At 38.2% G+C, this 17,633-nt stretch carries 14 protein-coding genes; 9 read left to right on the top strand and 5 right to left on the bottom strand.

The window, feature by feature from the left end:
- Positions 1-32: 32 nt before the first annotated feature.
- Complete coding sequence (locus FW778_RS21765; RefSeq protein WP_150417010.1) at positions 33-473, bottom strand: DinB family protein; 441 nt, start codon at positions 471-473, stop codon at positions 33-35.
- 93 nt (positions 474-566) lie between these two features.
- Between FW778_RS21765 and prfB the strand changes: the two genes are divergently transcribed.
- The 4 genes from prfB to FW778_RS21745 all read left to right on the top strand — a co-directional run bounded on the left by prfB (position 567) and on the right by FW778_RS21745 (position 5,284).
- Positions 567-1,656, top strand: a protein-coding gene (prfB, locus tag FW778_RS21760) for a peptide chain release factor 2 (RefSeq protein ID WP_150417009.1) whose coding sequence is annotated in 2 segments (ribosomal slippage) — positions 567-626 and positions 628-1,656 — 1,089 coding nt in all. Because the reading frame shifts where the segments join, the coding sequence is not laid out codon by codon here.
- 157 nt (positions 1,657-1,813) lie between these two features.
- Positions 1,814-2,977 carry a sigma-54-dependent transcriptional regulator gene (locus FW778_RS21755; protein ID WP_150417008.1) on the top strand — a complete coding sequence of 388 codons (1,164 nt, stop codon included), beginning with the start codon at positions 1,814-1,816 and terminating at the stop codon, positions 2,975-2,977.
- 27 nt (positions 2,978-3,004) lie between these two features.
- On the top strand, positions 3,005-3,646 hold the full coding sequence (locus tag FW778_RS21750; RefSeq protein WP_150417007.1) for an alpha/beta hydrolase family protein: 642 nt from the start codon (positions 3,005-3,007) through the stop codon (positions 3,644-3,646).
- Between the two features lie 93 nt (positions 3,647-3,739).
- Positions 3,740-5,284, top strand: a complete 1,545-nt coding sequence (locus tag FW778_RS21745) for a S26 family signal peptidase (RefSeq protein ID WP_150417006.1) — start codon at positions 3,740-3,742, stop codon at positions 5,282-5,284.
- Between the two features lie 41 nt (positions 5,285-5,325).
- On the opposite strand, the gene miaE is transcribed toward FW778_RS21745, so the two are convergent.
- Positions 5,326-5,937: a tRNA-(ms[2]io[6]A)-hydroxylase gene (miaE, locus tag FW778_RS21740; protein ID WP_150417005.1), complete on the bottom strand. Its 612-nt coding sequence runs from the start codon at positions 5,935-5,937 to the stop codon at positions 5,326-5,328.
- Between the two features lie 59 nt (positions 5,938-5,996).
- Between miaE and FW778_RS21735 the strand changes: the two genes are divergently transcribed.
- The 5 genes from FW778_RS21735 (at position 5,997) to FW778_RS21715 (ending at position 12,991) form a co-directional block, all read left to right on the top strand.
- Positions 5,997-7,094, top strand: a complete 1,098-nt coding sequence (locus tag FW778_RS21735; RefSeq protein ID WP_150417004.1) for an aminotransferase class I/II-fold pyridoxal phosphate-dependent enzyme — start codon at positions 5,997-5,999, stop codon at positions 7,092-7,094.
- Positions 7,095-7,161: 67 nt separating this feature from the next.
- Positions 7,162-9,594: a penicillin acylase family protein gene (locus FW778_RS21730; protein WP_150417003.1), complete on the top strand. Its 2,433-nt coding sequence runs from the start codon at positions 7,162-7,164 to the stop codon at positions 9,592-9,594.
- An 84-nt stretch (positions 9,595-9,678) separates the two neighbouring features.
- Complete coding sequence (locus tag FW778_RS21725) at positions 9,679-10,041, top strand: hypothetical protein (protein WP_150417002.1); 363 nt, start codon at positions 9,679-9,681, stop codon at positions 10,039-10,041.
- A 49-nt stretch (positions 10,042-10,090) separates the two neighbouring features.
- The gene (locus tag FW778_RS21720) at positions 10,091-12,640 is read left to right on the top strand and encodes a DUF5686 and carboxypeptidase regulatory-like domain-containing protein (RefSeq protein WP_150417001.1); all 2,550 of its coding nucleotides are present in this window, start codon (positions 10,091-10,093) and stop codon (positions 12,638-12,640) included.
- A gap of 99 nt (positions 12,641-12,739) precedes the next feature.
- Positions 12,740-12,991, top strand: coding sequence for a hypothetical protein (locus tag FW778_RS21715; protein WP_150417000.1), 252 nt, complete (start codon positions 12,740-12,742; stop codon positions 12,989-12,991).
- A 71-nt stretch (positions 12,992-13,062) separates the two neighbouring features.
- Here the strand turns inward: FW778_RS21715 and FW778_RS21710 are convergent, their stop codons facing one another.
- The 3 genes from FW778_RS21710 to FW778_RS21700 all read right to left on the bottom strand — a co-directional run bounded on the left by FW778_RS21710 (position 13,063) and on the right by FW778_RS21700 (position 17,624).
- The gene (locus tag FW778_RS21710) at positions 13,063-13,482 is read right to left on the bottom strand and encodes a DUF3052 family protein (RefSeq protein WP_150416999.1); all 420 of its coding nucleotides are present in this window, start codon (positions 13,480-13,482) and stop codon (positions 13,063-13,065) included.
- A 270-nt stretch (positions 13,483-13,752) separates the two neighbouring features.
- Positions 13,753-15,648, bottom strand: coding sequence for a DUF3857 domain-containing protein (locus tag FW778_RS21705; RefSeq protein ID WP_150416998.1), 1,896 nt, complete (start codon positions 15,646-15,648; stop codon positions 13,753-13,755).
- A complete protein-coding gene (locus tag FW778_RS21700; protein ID WP_150416997.1) occupies positions 15,648-17,624 on the bottom strand; it encodes a DUF3857 domain-containing protein in 1,977 nt (658 codons plus the stop codon). Before FW778_RS21700 ends, FW778_RS21705 begins: the two co-directional genes overlap by 1 nt.
- Between the last annotated feature and the right edge of the window lie 9 nt (positions 17,625-17,633).

The following is a 17,633-nucleotide window of genomic DNA, read 5'->3' as shown; positions in this document are numbered from 1 at the left end:
AAACCTAATAAGTAAATCTTTAAAAAAAAATGTTAACCAATAAGCCTGCGATGATAATTAACCTGCCCAAGGTGATAACTTAAATGTGCCATCAAATGCAAAAGAACATACGATGTAGATGAAGTTTTATTATTTATTGGAACAGGAAAGTCTTTTTCAAGATCTCCTGCTGATAAGCCGGGTAATGTGTTTTTTATAACCTCTATGGTCTTTTTTAAGTCTTCAGTCAATTGCACACGTGGAATATTTTTTAAAGAAAATTCCTTGTCTCTATCTCTTATATACAGCGTCCTGCCTAATGTTGCGCCAATAAAATGATTTAGGTTCCCAATAAGGTGTAGCGTTAAATTTCCGCCTGAATTACTAATGCCTTCTTTAATTTTCCAAAGATCTTCTTCATTCTTGTAGAGGTTTATTTCTTCTATCAATTTATTCAGGTCTCTTTCAAAAAGAGAAACAATTAATGTAGTCATTATTTAAAGAATTTTTACGCAAAAATAGATACTTACGATCTAAAACATTTCCTTCATACAACAATTGAGCAATCATTATTATATTTGCGCCCTATGACACAAGAGCAATTAAAAGATTTAAGAGACCGTTTGGTGGTTTTGAGGAGGTTTCTTTGACGTTGAGAACCGTCAGCAGAAAATAAATAATGATAAGCAACTTTCTCTTTCGCCCGGGTTTTGGAATGACAACCAGCGGGCAACTTCCATTTTAAAAGAAATTAAGTTAAATGAGTTCTGGGTGAACTTATATAATGACGTACAATCTAAACTGGATGACTTTGCCGTGCTTTTTGATTTCTGGAAAGAAGGCGAAGCAACAGAAGAAGAAGTGAAAGAGGCGTTCAACAATTCGGTTGCTGCAATTGAAGAAGCCGAGTTTAAGAGCACTCTCAATAAACCGGAAGACGAAATGGTTGCTATACTCCAGATCAACAGCGGGGCGGGGGGAACAGAAAGCCAGGACTGGGCAGAAATGCTTTTACGCATGTATAGGATGTATGGCGAGAAGCAAGGCTGGGCTGTTACTGAACTGGACTACCAGGCCGGTGACGGCGCGGGTATAAAAAGCGCTACGCTTCAGTTTGACGGCCCGTTTGCCTACGGCTTTTTGAAGGCCGAAAGCGGCGTGCACCGGCTTGTTCGTATTTCACCTTTCGATAGCAACGCAAGGCGTCATACCAGTTTTGCCAGCGTTTATGTTTATCCGTTAGTAGATGACACCGTAGATATAAAAGTGAGCCCTGCTGATGTTGAATGGGCTTTCTTCAGAAGCGGGGGGAGCGGCGGACAAAACGTAAACAAGGTGGAAACGGCAGTGCGGCTAACGCATAAGCCTACAGGTATTATCGTGGAATGCCAGCAGGCACGCACACAGGGTGAGAATCGTGAAAAAGCAATGACCATGTTAAAGAGCAGGCTGTACGAAGAAGAAATGCGTAAACGCCAGGAAAAATTAAACGCATCCAATGCAACCAAGAAAAAAATAGAGTGGGGAAGCCAGATAAGAAGTTATGTTTTTCATCCTTACAAAATGATAAAAGACCACCGTACCGATTATGAAGTGGGAAATATTGGCCCGGTAATGGATGGCGAACTGGATGGATTTATAAAAGCCTATTTGATGATGGAAGCTGAGGTTAACTGATAAAAGCCCTGCCAGCTATGTAATAAGCCAGCTCGATAAGTAATTAACCATAAAACTATCACATAAGAATTAAAACTAATCCGCGTTAATGTCTTAATTCAGTACATTTGAAATACCTGAAAAGAGATTTCCAAAAAATCCATTAAACTATTAAACTATGCCTTCCATTCTTATTATTGATGATGAAAAAAGTATCAGGAAAACGCTGACCGAAATATTAAGTTATGAAGGTTATAAAATTGAAGAAGCTGCCGACGGCGAAGAAGGTTTGAAAAAATTTAAAGAGAAAAATTTTGACCTTGTACTGTGTGATATTAAAATGCCCAAGCTTGATGGAATAGAATTTCTCGAAAAAGCAAAGGAAATAAATGATGAAATACCCATTATCATTATCAGCGGGCATGGAAACATTGAAACGGCTGTAGAGGCCGTAAAGAAAGGCGCGTATGATTATATTTCCAAGCCACCCGATCTTAACCGCATGTTGATTACACTCCGCAATGCAATGGAAAAAAATTCCCTGGTGGCGGAAACGAAAGTGCTCAAAAGGAAAGTAGGGAAGGTACAGGAAATTGTTGGCGAGTCTTTACCGATAAAAAAAATAAAAGAAACCATCGATAAAATTGCACCCACAGAAGCACGGGTTTTAATAACGGGTGATAACGGCGTCGGGAAGGAATTAGTAGCGAGATGGATACACGAAAAAAGTAATCGTTCTGACGGCCCTATGGTGGAAGTCAATTGCGCAGCCATTCCCGGCGAACTTATAGAAAGCGAATTATTCGGCCATGAAAAAGGAAGTTTTACTTCTGCGGTAAAACAAAGGATCGGAAAATTCGAACAGGCAAATGGGGGCACTTTATTCCTCGATGAAATTGGAGATATGAGCCTGAATGCACAAGCCAAGGTTTTGCGTGCATTACAGGAAGCTAAAATTACAAGAGTAGGCGCCGATAAAGATATTAATGTAGATGTACGTGTTATTGCGGCCACTAATAAAGACTTACTTAAAGAAGTTGAAAATAAAAATTTCAGGCTCGATCTTTATCACCGGCTTGGAGTCATAATCGTACATGTTCCTTCTTTGAACGACAGGCTGAGTGATATTCCATTATTGGTGGATCGCTTTCTCGAAGATATAGGAGCCGAATATGGCCAACCCAAAAAAGCCATTGACCGGAAAGCGCTCGATTTATTGCAGAAACACAACTGGACCGGCAACATTCGTGAGCTTCGTAATGTTGTTGAACGTCTGATAATTCTTTCGGGTAAAACGATAACAACAGACGATATTGAAAATTATGTATTGCCCAAAAAATAAATCAGCCTCATTGGCGGGCTAATATTTATGAAACATATTTATTGCATTAGTGGCTTTGGAGCAGATGGAAGGGTTTTTTCCAAATTGAATTTCGCCAATACTGATGTTCATTTTATTCCGTGGTTCAATCCTTTAAAAAAAGAAACGATTGAAGCGTATGCAAAAAGAATGAGTGCGCAAATTCATCATAAAGATCCTATACTTTTTGGTTTGTCTTTTGGTGGAATAATGTGTATTGAAATTGCAAAAATTATTTCAACAGGCAAAGTCATAATAATTTCCAGCATAAAATCATTTCATGAAATGCCGCTATGGATGAAGCTTACAGGCAAATTGCAACTGGATAAAATCGTTCCTTTAAAAACATTTAAGTTTATTGAGCCGTTAGAAAATTTCAATCTTGGAATTGAAAACAATGAAGAATTAAAATTAGTGAGTGAGTATCGTAAAACTATCGGGCAGCAATATACTAACTGGGCTACTCACCAAATATTAAACTGGAAAAATGAATGGCAACCTAAAACTATGGTACATATTCATGGCGGTAAGGATCATATATTTCCTTTAAAAAATATTAAGGCAGATTATGTTATACCCGATGGCGGCCACTTTATGATAATGAACAGGTCCCAAAAAGTAAATAACATCCTTGAAGAAATTTTAAACTAATCGTTTTTGTTAAACTAATGATAACAATTTTCGCATGGTTTTTTAAGTAGAGTTTTAAAACGGTACTTTTGTCCGCATTATAAAATATTTAAAATGAGTATAGGTTTACTTTTATTTATTCTTACGTTTGTTGCTGCTTTAATCGGTTTATACGGGATGTTTAAAAAGGCCGGCATTGCTCCCTGGAAGGCCTTAATTCCACTTTACAATACATGGTGTATGGTAGAAAAAATGGAGTTGAAAAGGATCTGGTTTTTTCTGCAGTTAATTCCAATTGTCGGCCAGTTTATAACAATATGGATTTGTATAAAATTCGTTGAACATTTTGGCAGATTTGGCTTTTTACATCATGCGGCAACAGTGTTGGTTCCCTTTATTTATTTTCCATACCTGGGTTTTTCGGATAAAGAAAGATATGCCGGAATACCCGTGGTAAAAAATTATAAAAAGGGCGCCATACGGGAATGGATAGACGCAGCGGCATTTGCTATAGTTGCGGCAACTATCATCCGCACCTTCGTATTTGAAGCCTATACTATTCCAACTCCTTCCATGGAAAAAACTTTGCTCGTAAATGATTTCCTTTTTGTAAGTAAATTCAGTTATGGCCCCCGTATTCCCAATACGCCCATAGCGATGCCTTTTGTGCATCATACCATCCCGGGGCTTAATACAAAATCTTACGTAGAGTGGATTCACATACCTTATACACGCTGGTTTGCAAGACCCGTCCATCGTAAAGATGTAGTGGTTTTTAATTTCCCGGTAAATGATACGCTAATTAATGATGAAATAAATTTTGGCTCAAGAGTTACCTATTACCAGGAAATAAGGCGAAGAATGCTGGAAGAACATATATCCGAAGCAGAAGCCAGGCAAAGAGTTTGGGATCAATATGGAGATGAAATTATAACACGGCCTGTGGATAAACGAGAGAACTTTATTAAACGATGTGTTGGTATTGCGGGCGATAGTTTACAAATAAAAAACAGGGTAGTGTATATTAATAACGTGGCCGAACCGTTACCCGAATTTCATGAATTTAAGTATGATGTAACCACCAGTGCGCCACTTGACCCGGATGAATTGAACAACATGGGCATTCAATATACTGATGATCCTAACAAAAACCAGGTTTACCAGCTTGAAAATAATTTATATGAAATAAGTATGACCGACGGTGAAATGGCTTCCCTGAAACTTTTACCAATGGTAAAAAATATTCAGCCTGCCGTACTAGGGCCTGGTGATAAAAGCCCCTATTTATTTCCATTTGCAGGCGCAGGAACTGAAAACTGGACGGTGGATAATTATGGCCCCGTATGGATTCCGAAAAAGGGCGCTACTATACAATTAACTGCGGATAACGTTATCCGTTATAAACGCTGCATCGCCGTTTATGAAGGCAATAAATTTGAAGAAAAGAACGGGCAATATTTTATAAATGACAAGCCCGCTACCAGTTATACTTTTAAAATGAATTATTACTGGATGATGGGAGATAACAGGCACAACTCACTGGACAGCCGTTTTTGGGGATTTGTTCCTGAAGACCATATTGTGGGCAAAGCTTCCTTAATCTGGTTCAGTTATGACAAGGGGCCACGCTGGAGCAGGATATTTAAAAAAATAAAATAAAGAAAAACCTCACAGGTTATGAAAACCTGTGAGGTTTTTTATCAATGTATTCTATCACCTCTCACCTCCATATCCTTCATAACATTTGTTTCATAAGCAATCCATTCTTTCCATCTCTTTCTTACTTTTTCTTTATTAATGTAAGCATCAGCCAGGTTAATGAATAGTGTATAATGGCCTGCTTCGCTTTCCATAAATTTCCGGTAAAAATTTTTCAGGTATTTATCATCAAGACCTTCACTCAATCGCTTGAAACGCTCACAGCTCCTTGCTTCTATTAAAGCCATTGTGAGTAATTGATCTAATAATCTCTCTTCGGGACTTCCACCTTTTTTTTGAAAATCCAGCAGTTTATTTACATATTCATCTTTGCGTTGCTTACCCAATTTCAAATTTCTTTTTTGCAATTCTGCGATCACCTGCCGAAAATGCCCCCATTCTTCTGTTACAATTGGCGAGAGTTCATTTACCAATTCTTCTTTATCATTATATTTTTGAATCAACGATATACAACTGCTGGCTGCTTTCTGTTCGCACCATGCGTGATCGGTTAAAATTTCTTCCAGCGAAATAGCGGCAAGATCTACCCACCGCGGATCAGTAACCAATCGAAGACCTAAAATATTTTTTGTATCCTGTGATAAAGTTTCCATTTTTCAAAAATACTTTAATTAGCTAATTAGCTGATTCACCAATTAGCTAATTTTACCAAATGAATGAAGATTTCCTGGAAGAAAAATTAAGTGAGAGAAGACAAAATAATGCTTATCGCTCCCTTATTTTTACAAGTGATAAAACAGATTTTTGCAGCAATGATTATTTGGGTATTGTAAAAAACAATTTGATCGAACAATCAATTCAAACTAATTTGTCGCATGGCAGCTCGGGCTCGCGGCTGCTTTCCGGAAACTATAAGCTTATTGAAGAAACAGAAAACTTAATTGCCAATTTTCATAATGCACCTGCCGGTGTAATTTTTAACTCCGGCTTTGATGCCAATACCGGGCTATTGAGTTGCGTTCCGCAAAAAGGAGATGTGATCATTTACGACCAGTTAAGCCATGCTTCTATAAGAGAAGGAATACGATTATCTTTTGCCTCATCTTTTTCTTTTTTACATAATGATGTTAATGATCTTGAGAAAAAAATAACTGCGTCTATCCCTCTTCATCAAAATATTTTTGTAGTTACTGAATCTGTATTTTCAATGGATGGCGATATGGCGCCGCTTATTGAAATTTCAGAACTCTGTGAAAAATATGATGCAGGTTTAATTGTTGATGAAGCGCATGCCACGGGAATTATTGGAGAAAAAGGAGAGGGGTTGGTTCAGCAATTACGTCTTCAGCAAAAATGTTTCGCACGCATTCATACCTTTGGAAAAGCCTGCGGTTGTCATGGTGCAATTGTATTGGGTTCTGTGCAATTAAAAAATTATCTTATCAATTTTTCGAGACAGTTTATTTATAGCACATCTTTACCACCTTCGGTAACAGCGGCTATTGCCGCATCTTATAATATATTTCCATCGTTAAATAATGAAAGAAATCATTTAAATAATTTAATTGCTTTTTTCAAAAAAGAAAGGCTAAAATATCCGTCATTAAACAGCGACACGCCCATACAAGTGGTTATTATTCCGGGGAACGAAGAGGTAAAAAAGGTTGCCATTTCTCTCCAGGAAAATAAACTCGATGTAAGAGCCATTTTATATCCTACGGTTCCAAAAGGAAAGGAAAGATTGCGGATAGTTTTTCATGCATTTAACACAATGGAAGAAACAGAAAATCTTATTAATTTATTATCGTAAGAGAGATGAATTGAATGAAATGCGTTCTCTTTTATCTTTTTAGTATTTTACATCTTTAAATTTATTTATGCGTATAATTCCTTTCGTCACTTTTGGAGTAATTACTACAGCACTAATTATAATTCTAAATTCAACTTTATTAGTTCCTGCGCCATTAGGTAAATTGTTGAGCCCCCAAAGCGGGATATGGCAAAATGCAGAGCCTGCAGATTATAATTACTCGGCTGATCTTTCTTTTAAACAACTGAAAGGAAAAGTAAATGTGTATTTTGATAACCGTTTGGTGCCACACGTTTTTGCTGAAGATGAAAATGACGCGTTTTTTGTACAAGGTTATCTTCATGCAAAATTTCGTCTATGGCAAATGGAGTTTCAAACACATGCCGCTGCAGGGCGCATCAGCGAATTGATTGGAAAGAAAGCAATTAATTTCGATCGTGATAAACGTAGGCTGGGTATGGTATTTGCCGCAGAGAATTCTTTAAAGGAAGTTGAAAAAGACCCGGAAACATTAGCCGAATGTGATAACTATACTGCTGGTGTTAATGCGTATATTGAATCTTTAAATGAAAGTACGCTTCCGCTAGAATATAAATTATTAGGCTATCATCCTGAAAAATGGACCAATCTAAAAACCGCGCTGTTCCTGAAATACATGAGCCTCGATTTAGCGGGTAGCGAAAATGATTTCGAATACACCAACGCCAAATCAGTTTTTTCTTCAGCAGATTTTGATAAAATATACCCGGTAATTATGGACTCGCTTGATCCGATAGTGCCCAAAGGAACGGTGTTTCCAAAGCCGGGAATAGAATTAAAAATTCCTTCTACTGCTGATTCACTTTATTTTGATGCAAAGGATTCAACCACCATACAGGAACAAAAGCCGGATCCTAATAATGGCAGCAACAACTGGGCAGTAGGTGGTTCGAGGACTAAAAGCGGGTATCCCATTTTATGTAACGATCCGCATCTTGGATTAAACCTACCTTCGCTTTGGTATGAAATGCAAATTTCAACACCAACCTACAACGCTTACGGGGCAACTTTCCCGGGAGCGCCTGCTATTATTATTGGGTTTAATGATAGTTGCGCTTTTGGATTTACCAATGCCATGCGTGATGTAAGAGATTACTACGAAATAAAATTTAAAGACAGTACCCGCAAAGAATATTGGTTTGATAACGAATGGAAGCAAACTTCTTTCCGCATCGAAAAAATAAAAGTAAAAGGTGAACCTGACTATTTAGATACCGTTGCTTATACCAACATTGGCCCCGTTATGTACGACAAAAGTTATAGCGGCGGCAGAGCTACCAACCATAAGTATTATGCCGTAAGATGGAAGGCGCATGACCCCAGCAATGAATTAAAAATGTTTACGCTTTTAGACAAAGCAAAAAATTATAATGATTATCTCGACGCAATTAAATATTTACACACACCCGGGCAAAATTGTTTATTCGCCAGCAAAAGCGGGGACATCGCAATATGGGACCAGGGCGAGTTTCCGGCAAAATGGAAACGCCAGGGCGATTTTGTAATGCCCGGTACCGATAGCTCCTATTTCTGGCAGGAGATGATACCACAGGATGAAAATCCTCATTTGGTAAATCCTGAAAGAGGATACGTAAGCAGCGCTAATCAATTACCAGCCGATACTTCTTATCCCTATTATCTTGGAGGTAGTTATCCGCCTTATCGCAGTTGGGAAATTAATAAACGGTTAAGTGCAATGGATAACATCACTCCTGAAGATATGATGAAGTTGCAAACAGATAACTACAATGTTTTTGGCGAAATGGCCCTGCCGGTTCTGGTAAATAATATGGAGGTTTTAAAACTTAGTAATGATGAGCTAAATTATTTTGAATTTCTTAAAACATGGAATTTAAGAAACGATGTAGATTCCAAAGGCGCTACATTGTTTGTACTTACCTGGGATAGTCTTGAAAATAAAGTTTGGGATGATGAATTTTTGAAAACAAACCTTCAACTGATGATGCCTTACGAAAGCACCTTACTTAACAATATCCTTAAAGATTCTTCCTTTAAATTCTTGGACGATATCAATACCCCACAAATAGAAACATTAGGCGATGATGTAACGGCAGCGTTTAAGAAGGCTGTTTCTGTTGCTGAAGAAGCAGACAGTAATGGGCGACTTGAATGGGGCAAATATAAAGATACCAAGGTATTACATCTTGCACGGCTTGACGCGTTGAGCCGGCTACATTTGCCTATTGGCGGCGGAACAAATACCATTAACGCTGCCAACCAGCAACATGGACCCAGTTGGAGAATGATTGTATCCCTAACGCCGCAAACGCAGGCGTATGGTGTGTATCCGGGCGGGCAGAGCGGAAACCCCGGTAGCAAATTTTATGACAATTTTGTGGATGCATGGGTACAGGGGAAATATTTTACCCTTTGGTTAATGAAGGCAACTGATGTTAATGATGACCGGATAAAATGGACGATGAGTTTTAAGAATGGTTAAGTGGTTAATTAGTTAACAAGTTAACTGGTTTGAATGTATAATCCAATTCGTGTAATTCATTTTAATTTCTATAATAAATAAAGTATGAAATTTATCGTCTCCATAATACTTACTGCTTTACTTAGCTTTTGCGCCTGCCTGTTTTTTCCATGGTGGAGCATTGCTGTTGTAGCATTTTTAGTTGCTGCACTTATTCCCCAGGCACCGTTAGTATCTTTTATTAGTGGCTTTATTGCATTGTTTTTATTGTGGGGGAGTCTCAGCTTTTGGATCAGTACCAACAATGATCATATTCTTGCTCACCGTGTATCCCTGTTAATTTTTAAAGTAGATAACCCGTTCTTGCTAATAATAGTCACCGCCCTGATAGGTGCCTTGGTAGGCGGGTTTGCAGCACTCACCGCGGGTTACATCCGCCCTTCGGGATTTGCTCAAAGCCGTAAGTAAAATATTAACCTGATTTACGTCTTACTTCTCCTTTAAGTAATTTAACTCTATGAAATTTTTTTTATTGCTACTGTTTTGCTTACACCTGGTTTCTGTATCGGCACAAAAAATTGAAGGCAAAGTATTTGACGATAAGGGAAACATTTTACCGTTTGCCTCTATCCTTATCAAAGGAACTACTCAAGGAGTTACTGCCAATAACGAAGGGTATTTCAGTTTCACTTTACAACCCGGCCGCTATACGTTAGTGTGTCATTATATTGGCTACGCTTCACAGGAGAGAAGTGTGACGGTATCATCAACAAACATGGTGGTAAATTTTAATCTCACCGTTCAAACGCTCACCCTAAAACCAATAGTTATAAACAGAGATGGCGAAGACCCTGCGTACGAAATTATAAGGCAGGCTATAAAGAAACGTCCCTTCTATGAAAAGCAGGTGAAAGCATACCAGGCAGAAGTTTATATAAAAGGCATCATGAAATTAAGAAAGCTTCCGGAAAAAGTTTTAGGTAAAAAAATTCCTCAACAGGACAGGAACGATATGGCCCTCGACTCTTCGGGAAAGGGAATTATCTACCTTTCGGAATCCGTTACAAAAATATCGAAGCAACAGCCCGGTAAAAGCAAACTGGAAGTCATTTCCGGCCGCGAGAGCGGCAGTAATGGCTTTGGATTTAACTTCCCCGTAACCATTAGTTTTTATAATAACAATGTAAACATCTTTGACGCACAACTAAATCCGCGTGGCTTTATATCACCCATTGCAGATGGTGCTTTAAACTATTACTATTACCGGCTGCTCGGCAGTTTTTTTGAAGATGGAAAACAAATTAACACGATAAAAGTTATACCCAAAAGAATTTACGAGCCCCTTTTTTCAGGAATAATAAATATTGCTGAAGATGATTGGCGCATTTATAATTGCGATCTCCTGCTTACAAAAGAATCACAGCTCGAAGTCCTGGATTCACTGGAAATCTCGCAAATATTTGTTCCCGTAAGCAATGATGTATGGCGTGTAAAAAACCAGGTACTGCACTTTAATTTCAAACAGTTAGGCATAGACGCAGTTGGCGATTTCGTAAACGTGTATTCAAAATATAATCTTGAACCAAATTTCCCAAAGAACTTTTTTAACCGGGTAGTTATAAAATATGATAGCGCAGCAAATAAAAAAACCAAAGCCTATTGGGATAGCATAAGGCCTGTGCCGCTTGAGCCAGAGGAAATAAAGGATTACAACATTAAAGACAGTATCTATGAAATAAGAAAAGATTCGGCTTACCAAAATATTGATTCACTCAAAAAGAAACAAGGCAAAGTAAAGTTTACAGAAATACTCTGGACAGGCGTAAACAGAACTCATTATAGTAAAACCAACACTTACCGGTACGAAGTTGATCCGTTATTAAAAGTGTTGCAGTATAATACCGTAGAAGGTGTTGCTATTAATCCGTCCTTTACTATTTCCAAACTGGTAAAACAGTGGAACACACGAATAAGTTTTCTAGGCGATATACGTTATGGATTTAATAACCATCATTTCAATGCATGGGCAGGACTCAATTTCAGAACAAGAGACTTTGATAATGATAAAAAATTAAAAAGGCAATCGTTTTATATCGCCGGCGGAAAGCGGGTGAGCCAGTTTTTTAAAGAAAGTACATTGGATGGATTAGGCAACACCATAGGCACGTTACTGTATGGACGCAATGAAATGAAAATATATGAAAACTATTTCGGGAAAGCCGGCTTCTCTAAATTATTTGAAAGCGGCGCCAGGTTTTTAATTGAAGGAGAATATGAAGACCGGATGCCTCTTGATAATACAACCAGTTATATTTTTAACGATAAATATCAATACAGGCTGAAGCCCAATTACCCGGTAGAAATTTTATCATCACAATTCACCCGACACCAGGCTGTGTTATTGCACGCTGCATTTAGTATTAAGCCCGGGCAAAAATATATTGAGTTTCCCAATTCGAAAGTTGCTATCGGGTCCAGGTATCCAACCTTTACCATAGATTACACGAAAGGATTTAAGAATATCCTGGGCAGCGATGTTGATTATGACAAATGGTCGCTGGATATTTCAGATAATGCCAATTTAAAACTGGCAGGTGTTATAAAATACAAATTAGTGGTCGGTGGATTCCTGAACAACAAATCCGTTTACGTACAGGACTACCAGCATTTTTATGGAAACGTTTCGCATATTGCCAAAGAGTATGTGCAAACATTTCAGCTGGCATCGTATTATCAATTTAGTAATACTTCTTCTTTTTATTCTGAATTACATTTTGAGCATCACCTGAATGGATTGCTTACCAATAAAATTCCCGTTTTGAAGACGCTCAACTGGAATTTAGTTTATGGCACCAATGCACTTTACATAAACCCCGATGTTACATACGCGGAAGCTTTTGCCGGCCTTGAAAATATCTTTAAGTTTTTAAGATTCGATGTAGTTGCAGGATTTCAAAACGGCTATAAACCCAACTTTACATATCGTATAGGCTTCGACGGTTTATTAGGCTCGGCAGTTAACTCCATGCGTTTTAGTAAAAGGAAGAAAGTGATTAGTGAGTGGTAACATTCATCTGAATAATTAATTCTTCGGCCTGGAAATATACAAGCCAAAACGAAAGAGCCAAAAAGAAAAAATGATGAAATAAATGGGAGAGGGGTCGGAATGTTGGTTCATCCAGTCGGCATAAATCCTCGTGCGGTCAAAACAAAACCTTTCGCGGTCGAAGCAAAACCTCTTTCGGTTAAACCGAAATCCCTTGCGGTTGGCCAAACATCTCTTGCGGTCGAAAAGAAATGTCATGCGGTTGAAGCAAAATGTTGTGCGGTCGAAGAAAAATTACGTGCGGTCGATGCAAAATATTTAGCGGTCGGGGAGAAATTTTCCGCGGTCGATGCAAAAGCAGTTAATACTTAATAAAATTGCCGGGTAGCATTTTTTATAACGTCGTGGATTTCAACGCTTCATTATTGCGCCATACAGGGGCATTATTTATTTTTCCTGTCTTTTAAGGGGATCACTAACTTAAGCCCCGACCAGGTTTCATCAATTGCGCATACTTTTATATCTACAAGTCCATTGGCTAATGCAATATTCCTGATGTCGTTTTCAGTAATGTTAGTTTTTAATTTAGATGATTTCTTCGGCCATGAAATCCAAATCATGCCATCGGGCAAAATTTCATTTCTTAACCCGCTCATCTCTTTATCCAGGTCTTTTAATTCTTTAGTAAAATAATGAATACAATTTTTAAGAATTTTTTTATCGTTTGTAAAATTCACATCTTGGGGCATGTCAGTAAATAGTGTAAAATAGTTGGAAGGTTCATATATCAGCCTCATTATAAATCCTTCTTTAATGCCTAACTTTTTTGCGAGTGGCGTTCCAGAATAGCCAGTGCTTTGCATGTGCTATTTTTTGTAATATTACAAAAACCTTCCCGGTAAATTCCAAAAAATATGATTTTCAGTAAGCGTTGACAGTAAAGAGCCTCCGATGGAGTCCCATGTTGTACGGAACCGGGGCCAGATGTTTTGTAAACTATGGAATTTGAGTTGAGAGAAGGATTTCTACAGTGTGAAGTGTAGTGAACTGCGTTTACGATTGAGAGTTAGTATTTCAATACAGGAGCACTGAAAGCTTCCCTGATTTCAATAGTCCCGCATATTACCCGTAACCTATTTACTTTTTATAATAATCTTCTCGGTGTATTCATCAATAACATTACTGAAAAACTTGCGGGTTGATAAATATTTATCGGCAGGAATTACATTCTTTGAAAGGGACAACGTAGCAACTGTAGTTACCGTATTGTCTTTTTCATCGTATGTATAATTTGTTTTGAACGAACCATATTCAAATTTATCATCACGGGGTCTGGGTAAATTTTCAACCGTATAATTTGCTGGCAACTGGTATACCGTGGTATCAACCTTCGTAAACGGGTACTCGAAATAATAATCATGCAGCCGCTTATCATCTGCAGGAAGTTTTGCATGCCATATTTTATAAATACGGGGATTAAGAAACATCTTGGTACCGGCTGTAAACTCAGGAATTTTTTCGATATAAAATTTGAAAGCAGTTTCCGCAGAATCTTTTTTAGCATCTTCGGTAAATTCAAAATCATCAGGCTGTATAAAACCAAGATAACTCACCAGGTATTTTTTCTGATCGTCTTTTTTTTCATTCATTACATAATGAATTAATTCCTGCTTGAACTCGCCGGACGTTTTGATATCGCTTTCACTTTCCCCTGACGCATCTTCCTTGAGCGCCACTTTTGTAGTACAGGTAAATATATTTTCAGAAGCCCTGCTGCGCGGCGTTGAAACTAATACGCCACCGGAAGGCGTTATCAATAAGGCATTGCGGTTTTCAGTAAAACTTCCCAGCACTCCAAAATCACTGGTGTTGCTGGTACACTCCAGCCAGGTGGTATCTTTTTGCGAAGGCACGCAAAGTATTACATGGTTGAAGTCATTTTGAGGAAAGGACGGATCTACAGGCGGGCTGTCGTATTCGCAATTTATAATCGCATAATAACTATTGATTCCAACTGCTTCCAGGCAGGCTTTTGCATAGTTGCTCAAAGCCTTGCAATCACCATATTTTTTCTCGTTCACAAAAGCTGCATCAAAGGGCTTATAACCGCCAATGCCCAGTTGTATACTTACATACCTGAAATTCGACTGCAGGTATTTATAAATGATATAGATTTTTTCTTTATCAGTGGCGGCATTTTTTACCATCTCTTTAAGCCTGTTCCTGGTTTCCTCGGGGAGGTTCACCACATCCTTGCAGAGATTATAATACCAGCTTCCAAAACTCTTCCAGCTTGTTAAATCGCCGTCATTGCCATCCATTGAAAATTTAGTAGGAGCCATTAATATCCGGGGGTAAACGCTGTAATCATTTGCAGTTCCTTCTTCTAATGGAACACTTGCCAGTTCCTTAACTTCCCAGCGATAAATTTTATTTTTTCCAACTGCGTTTACGGCCGGCGTTAGTTTTGTGTTACATGCCTTAAACCTGAGATCAAGATCAGCAGGCACGGTGGCTGTATAGCTTGAACTTTCTACCGACTGCCCGGATTCTTCAATGTTATAATCAGGATAATTTAAGGTACCCTTATATTTCACTTCATAGTCATACTGAACGGTAATTGGATAAGATGGGGCTGCCACCCTGAAGTAATAAACCTTTCCATCTTCCACTAAACCTTCACCCACGGCCTCCGCGTGCATTTCTTTCAGCTTATATTTATTTACGAATTTGCCGGTGGCGTCGTATACTTTTATTTCCGCGTCATCAAGTTTCCTAAAGGCTGTTGAATATTCATGAAACAAAAGCAGGTCTTCGCCTTGTGCGTCCAATACTGTATAAACCTGGTGCACGCTAAGTCTTGCGGCATCAACGTCCTTCACGTCAAACTCTATTTTTTCTTCCCGTTTTACACTATGCGCATCCGTTTTTAATGCGGCTGGAATAGTCGAAGCATCCAGCACATTCACCTGCGAAAAGCCCGCAATGACTATTATATTGGTCGTAAGAGCTATAAATATTTTTTTCATTAGGGTGTTGCTTTTTTCTTTTTAATAACGACCTGTTCATTTAATGTGGCGAATAGTTTTTTATAAAACTCCTGGAACAACGGGTAATCTCCCGCAACGTACACCGGCTTTTTAAACTCAAGCCTGATTCTAAGATCAACGCTAGCGCTATCAGCCTGCATCAGCCGGGTAAAAACAATACTCGTATCGGGCATTATCATCTTTATATTTTTTGGAAGCGCATCAAATTGATAGCCGTCGGGAATATAAATCTTACCCACAACCTGGTACGTTTGCTTGTATCCAAAATCAATATCGGTATGCCTTTGGTCGGCTATAAAAGGATTTTTTTCCAGCCCCTGGAAAAGATTTAAGGGAAAATATTCATAGTCACCCGAAGTATTTACCGGCAATGAAAACTTTAGTTTTTGCTCGAGCGGTAAGGTGTCCACATCTTCATTGTACACTTCAAGTGTATCAACTTTTACCCCGGTAAATGACTTTAGAAAATAATCGTTGAAAGAAGACCTGTCCTCTTTCCATTTCTTTACCCGTGGATTTTTACTGTACCCGGAACTATAAATGGTTGCATTCCCTTTCATTAATCCATCGGGAGTAATTTCAGAAAAAATGGAAACCAGGTTCATGTACTTGTCTTTATCATCCGTTAACGTAATCCATCCGCCGTTATCTGCATCTACAATAAAGGCCTGGTTATTTACAACATCGTAAGGAATGAGGTATGCGGGATTGTATTTATCGGCCGCGTTTAAAATGTAGGTTTTATTTTCTGTAACTACGCAAGCCATCGTATTATTAAATTGCTGGAGGAACGGGTATAACGTATTAACGCTTCCATTATCTTTGGTGCTTACCAGCAACGGGTATGCCTTGAGGCCGGCATCTCTTAAAAGATCAATTAAAACAAAATTAATTTCGCAGTTGCTGCCCGATTTTTTATCCCATGCAGAACGTATGCCATCGTAAGAATAGATACTTTCGGAACCATTCCAGTTCATGTTGCGCTGCACATAATCATAAATGAAAACAATTTTTTCCTGTTCAGTTTTTAAAAGCTTCAAACTATCGTCAAGCGTTCCGGTATGCGGAATATTTTTTTTCAGCTGCAGGCCGAAGTCTTCTTCCTGGAGAAGATCTTTAGTAAGCTTTGGCCACGATGACATAACTTCTGTTACTTCGCCGTCCGCATAAATTATTTGAGACAACTGGAAAACAACCCGCTGTAAATAATCTTTTGCAGCACCCATATACGGCTCATCCGTTAATGCAGGAACGTTTTGTACAATATAAGTGTGCTCAGCAGAAGTATAGTTAAAAATACTTCCGTTAGGTAAAGCCATGTTTTCGTTTACATTATCACTGGACTGTTCTACTTTTTGGTAAGCCATAACTTCATTAACAAACCTGAAAATAGACGGCACCAAAATTCTATACATACTCAATCTCGTGGGAATATCATCTTGGAAATACCAGTCAGAAAGGTTTTCGATGGATTCTTTATCATCTGTATATTTATATTCAATAACACTTCCCACTTTTACATCGGGCAATGTGAAAGCTACTTCTGAAAATTTTTTATCTACCGGCTTTTTAAAAATTGATGATTTATCAAGTTTGGTAGTAACTACATTTCCTGAGTTATCAATATTGTACGTAACTCCCGAAATATTGGATATATTTTCATAACCCTGCTTACTATAAAATTTTATTTTAATGTTGGCAAGGTCAAGTCCTTTGTCTTTTAAAATTTTTATACGAATTCTTCGCTGTGTTTCTATCTTAAAAAGATCTTTTCCTCTTACATAGCGTACGTCGCCGTAATCTATCAGTTTATACGCAGCGGCATCTTTATCGAAATCACATTCTTTAAGCAAAAGATCAGCTTTATCGATATTGCCAAATTTGGGTAATTCTTTTTGTGCAAACAGCAGGGGGGAAGTTATTAATGACACAATAACTATCAGCAGTTGTTTCATAATAAGTAG

The organism is Ginsengibacter hankyongi, assembly GCF_008710285.1.
GTDB lineage: Bacteria > Bacteroidota > Bacteroidia > Chitinophagales > Chitinophagaceae > Ginsengibacter > Ginsengibacter hankyongi.
This window is presented reverse-complemented; position numbering and strand designations above follow the sequence as displayed.

Excerpts from the sequence above, each read along its gene's own strand:
- FW778_RS21720 (WP_150417001.1), top strand. The coding sequence starts at position 10,091 with ATGAAATTTTTTTTATTGCTACTGTTTTGCTTACACCTGGTTTCTGTA.
- miaE (WP_150417005.1), bottom strand. The coding sequence starts at position 5,937 with ATGGAAACTTTATCACAGGATACAAAAAATATTTTAGGTCTTCGATTG.
- FW778_RS21725 (WP_150417002.1), top strand. The coding sequence starts at position 9,679 with ATGAAATTTATCGTCTCCATAATACTTACTGCTTTACTTAGCTTTTGC.
- FW778_RS21705 (WP_150416998.1), bottom strand. The coding sequence starts at position 15,648 with ATGAAAAAAATATTTATAGCTCTTACGACCAATATAATAGTCATTGCG.
- FW778_RS21730 (WP_150417003.1), top strand. The coding sequence starts at position 7,162 with ATGCGTATAATTCCTTTCGTCACTTTTGGAGTAATTACTACAGCACTA.
- FW778_RS21715 (WP_150417000.1), top strand. The coding sequence starts at position 12,740 with ATGTTGGTTCATCCAGTCGGCATAAATCCTCGTGCGGTCAAAACAAAA.
- FW778_RS21765 (WP_150417010.1), bottom strand. The coding sequence starts at position 473 with ATGACTACATTAATTGTTTCTCTTTTTGAAAGAGACCTGAATAAATTG.
- FW778_RS21745 (WP_150417006.1), top strand. The coding sequence starts at position 3,740 with ATGAGTATAGGTTTACTTTTATTTATTCTTACGTTTGTTGCTGCTTTA.
- FW778_RS21755 (WP_150417008.1), top strand. The coding sequence starts at position 1,814 with ATGCCTTCCATTCTTATTATTGATGATGAAAAAAGTATCAGGAAAACG.
- FW778_RS21700 (WP_150416997.1), bottom strand. The coding sequence starts at position 17,624 with ATGAAACAACTGCTGATAGTTATTGTGTCATTAATAACTTCCCCCCTG.
- FW778_RS21735 (WP_150417004.1), top strand. The coding sequence starts at position 5,997 with ATGAATGAAGATTTCCTGGAAGAAAAATTAAGTGAGAGAAGACAAAAT.
- FW778_RS21710 (WP_150416999.1), bottom strand. The coding sequence starts at position 13,482 with ATGCAAAGCACTGGCTATTCTGGAACGCCACTCGCAAAAAAGTTAGGC.
- FW778_RS21750 (WP_150417007.1), top strand. The coding sequence starts at position 3,005 with ATGAAACATATTTATTGCATTAGTGGCTTTGGAGCAGATGGAAGGGTT.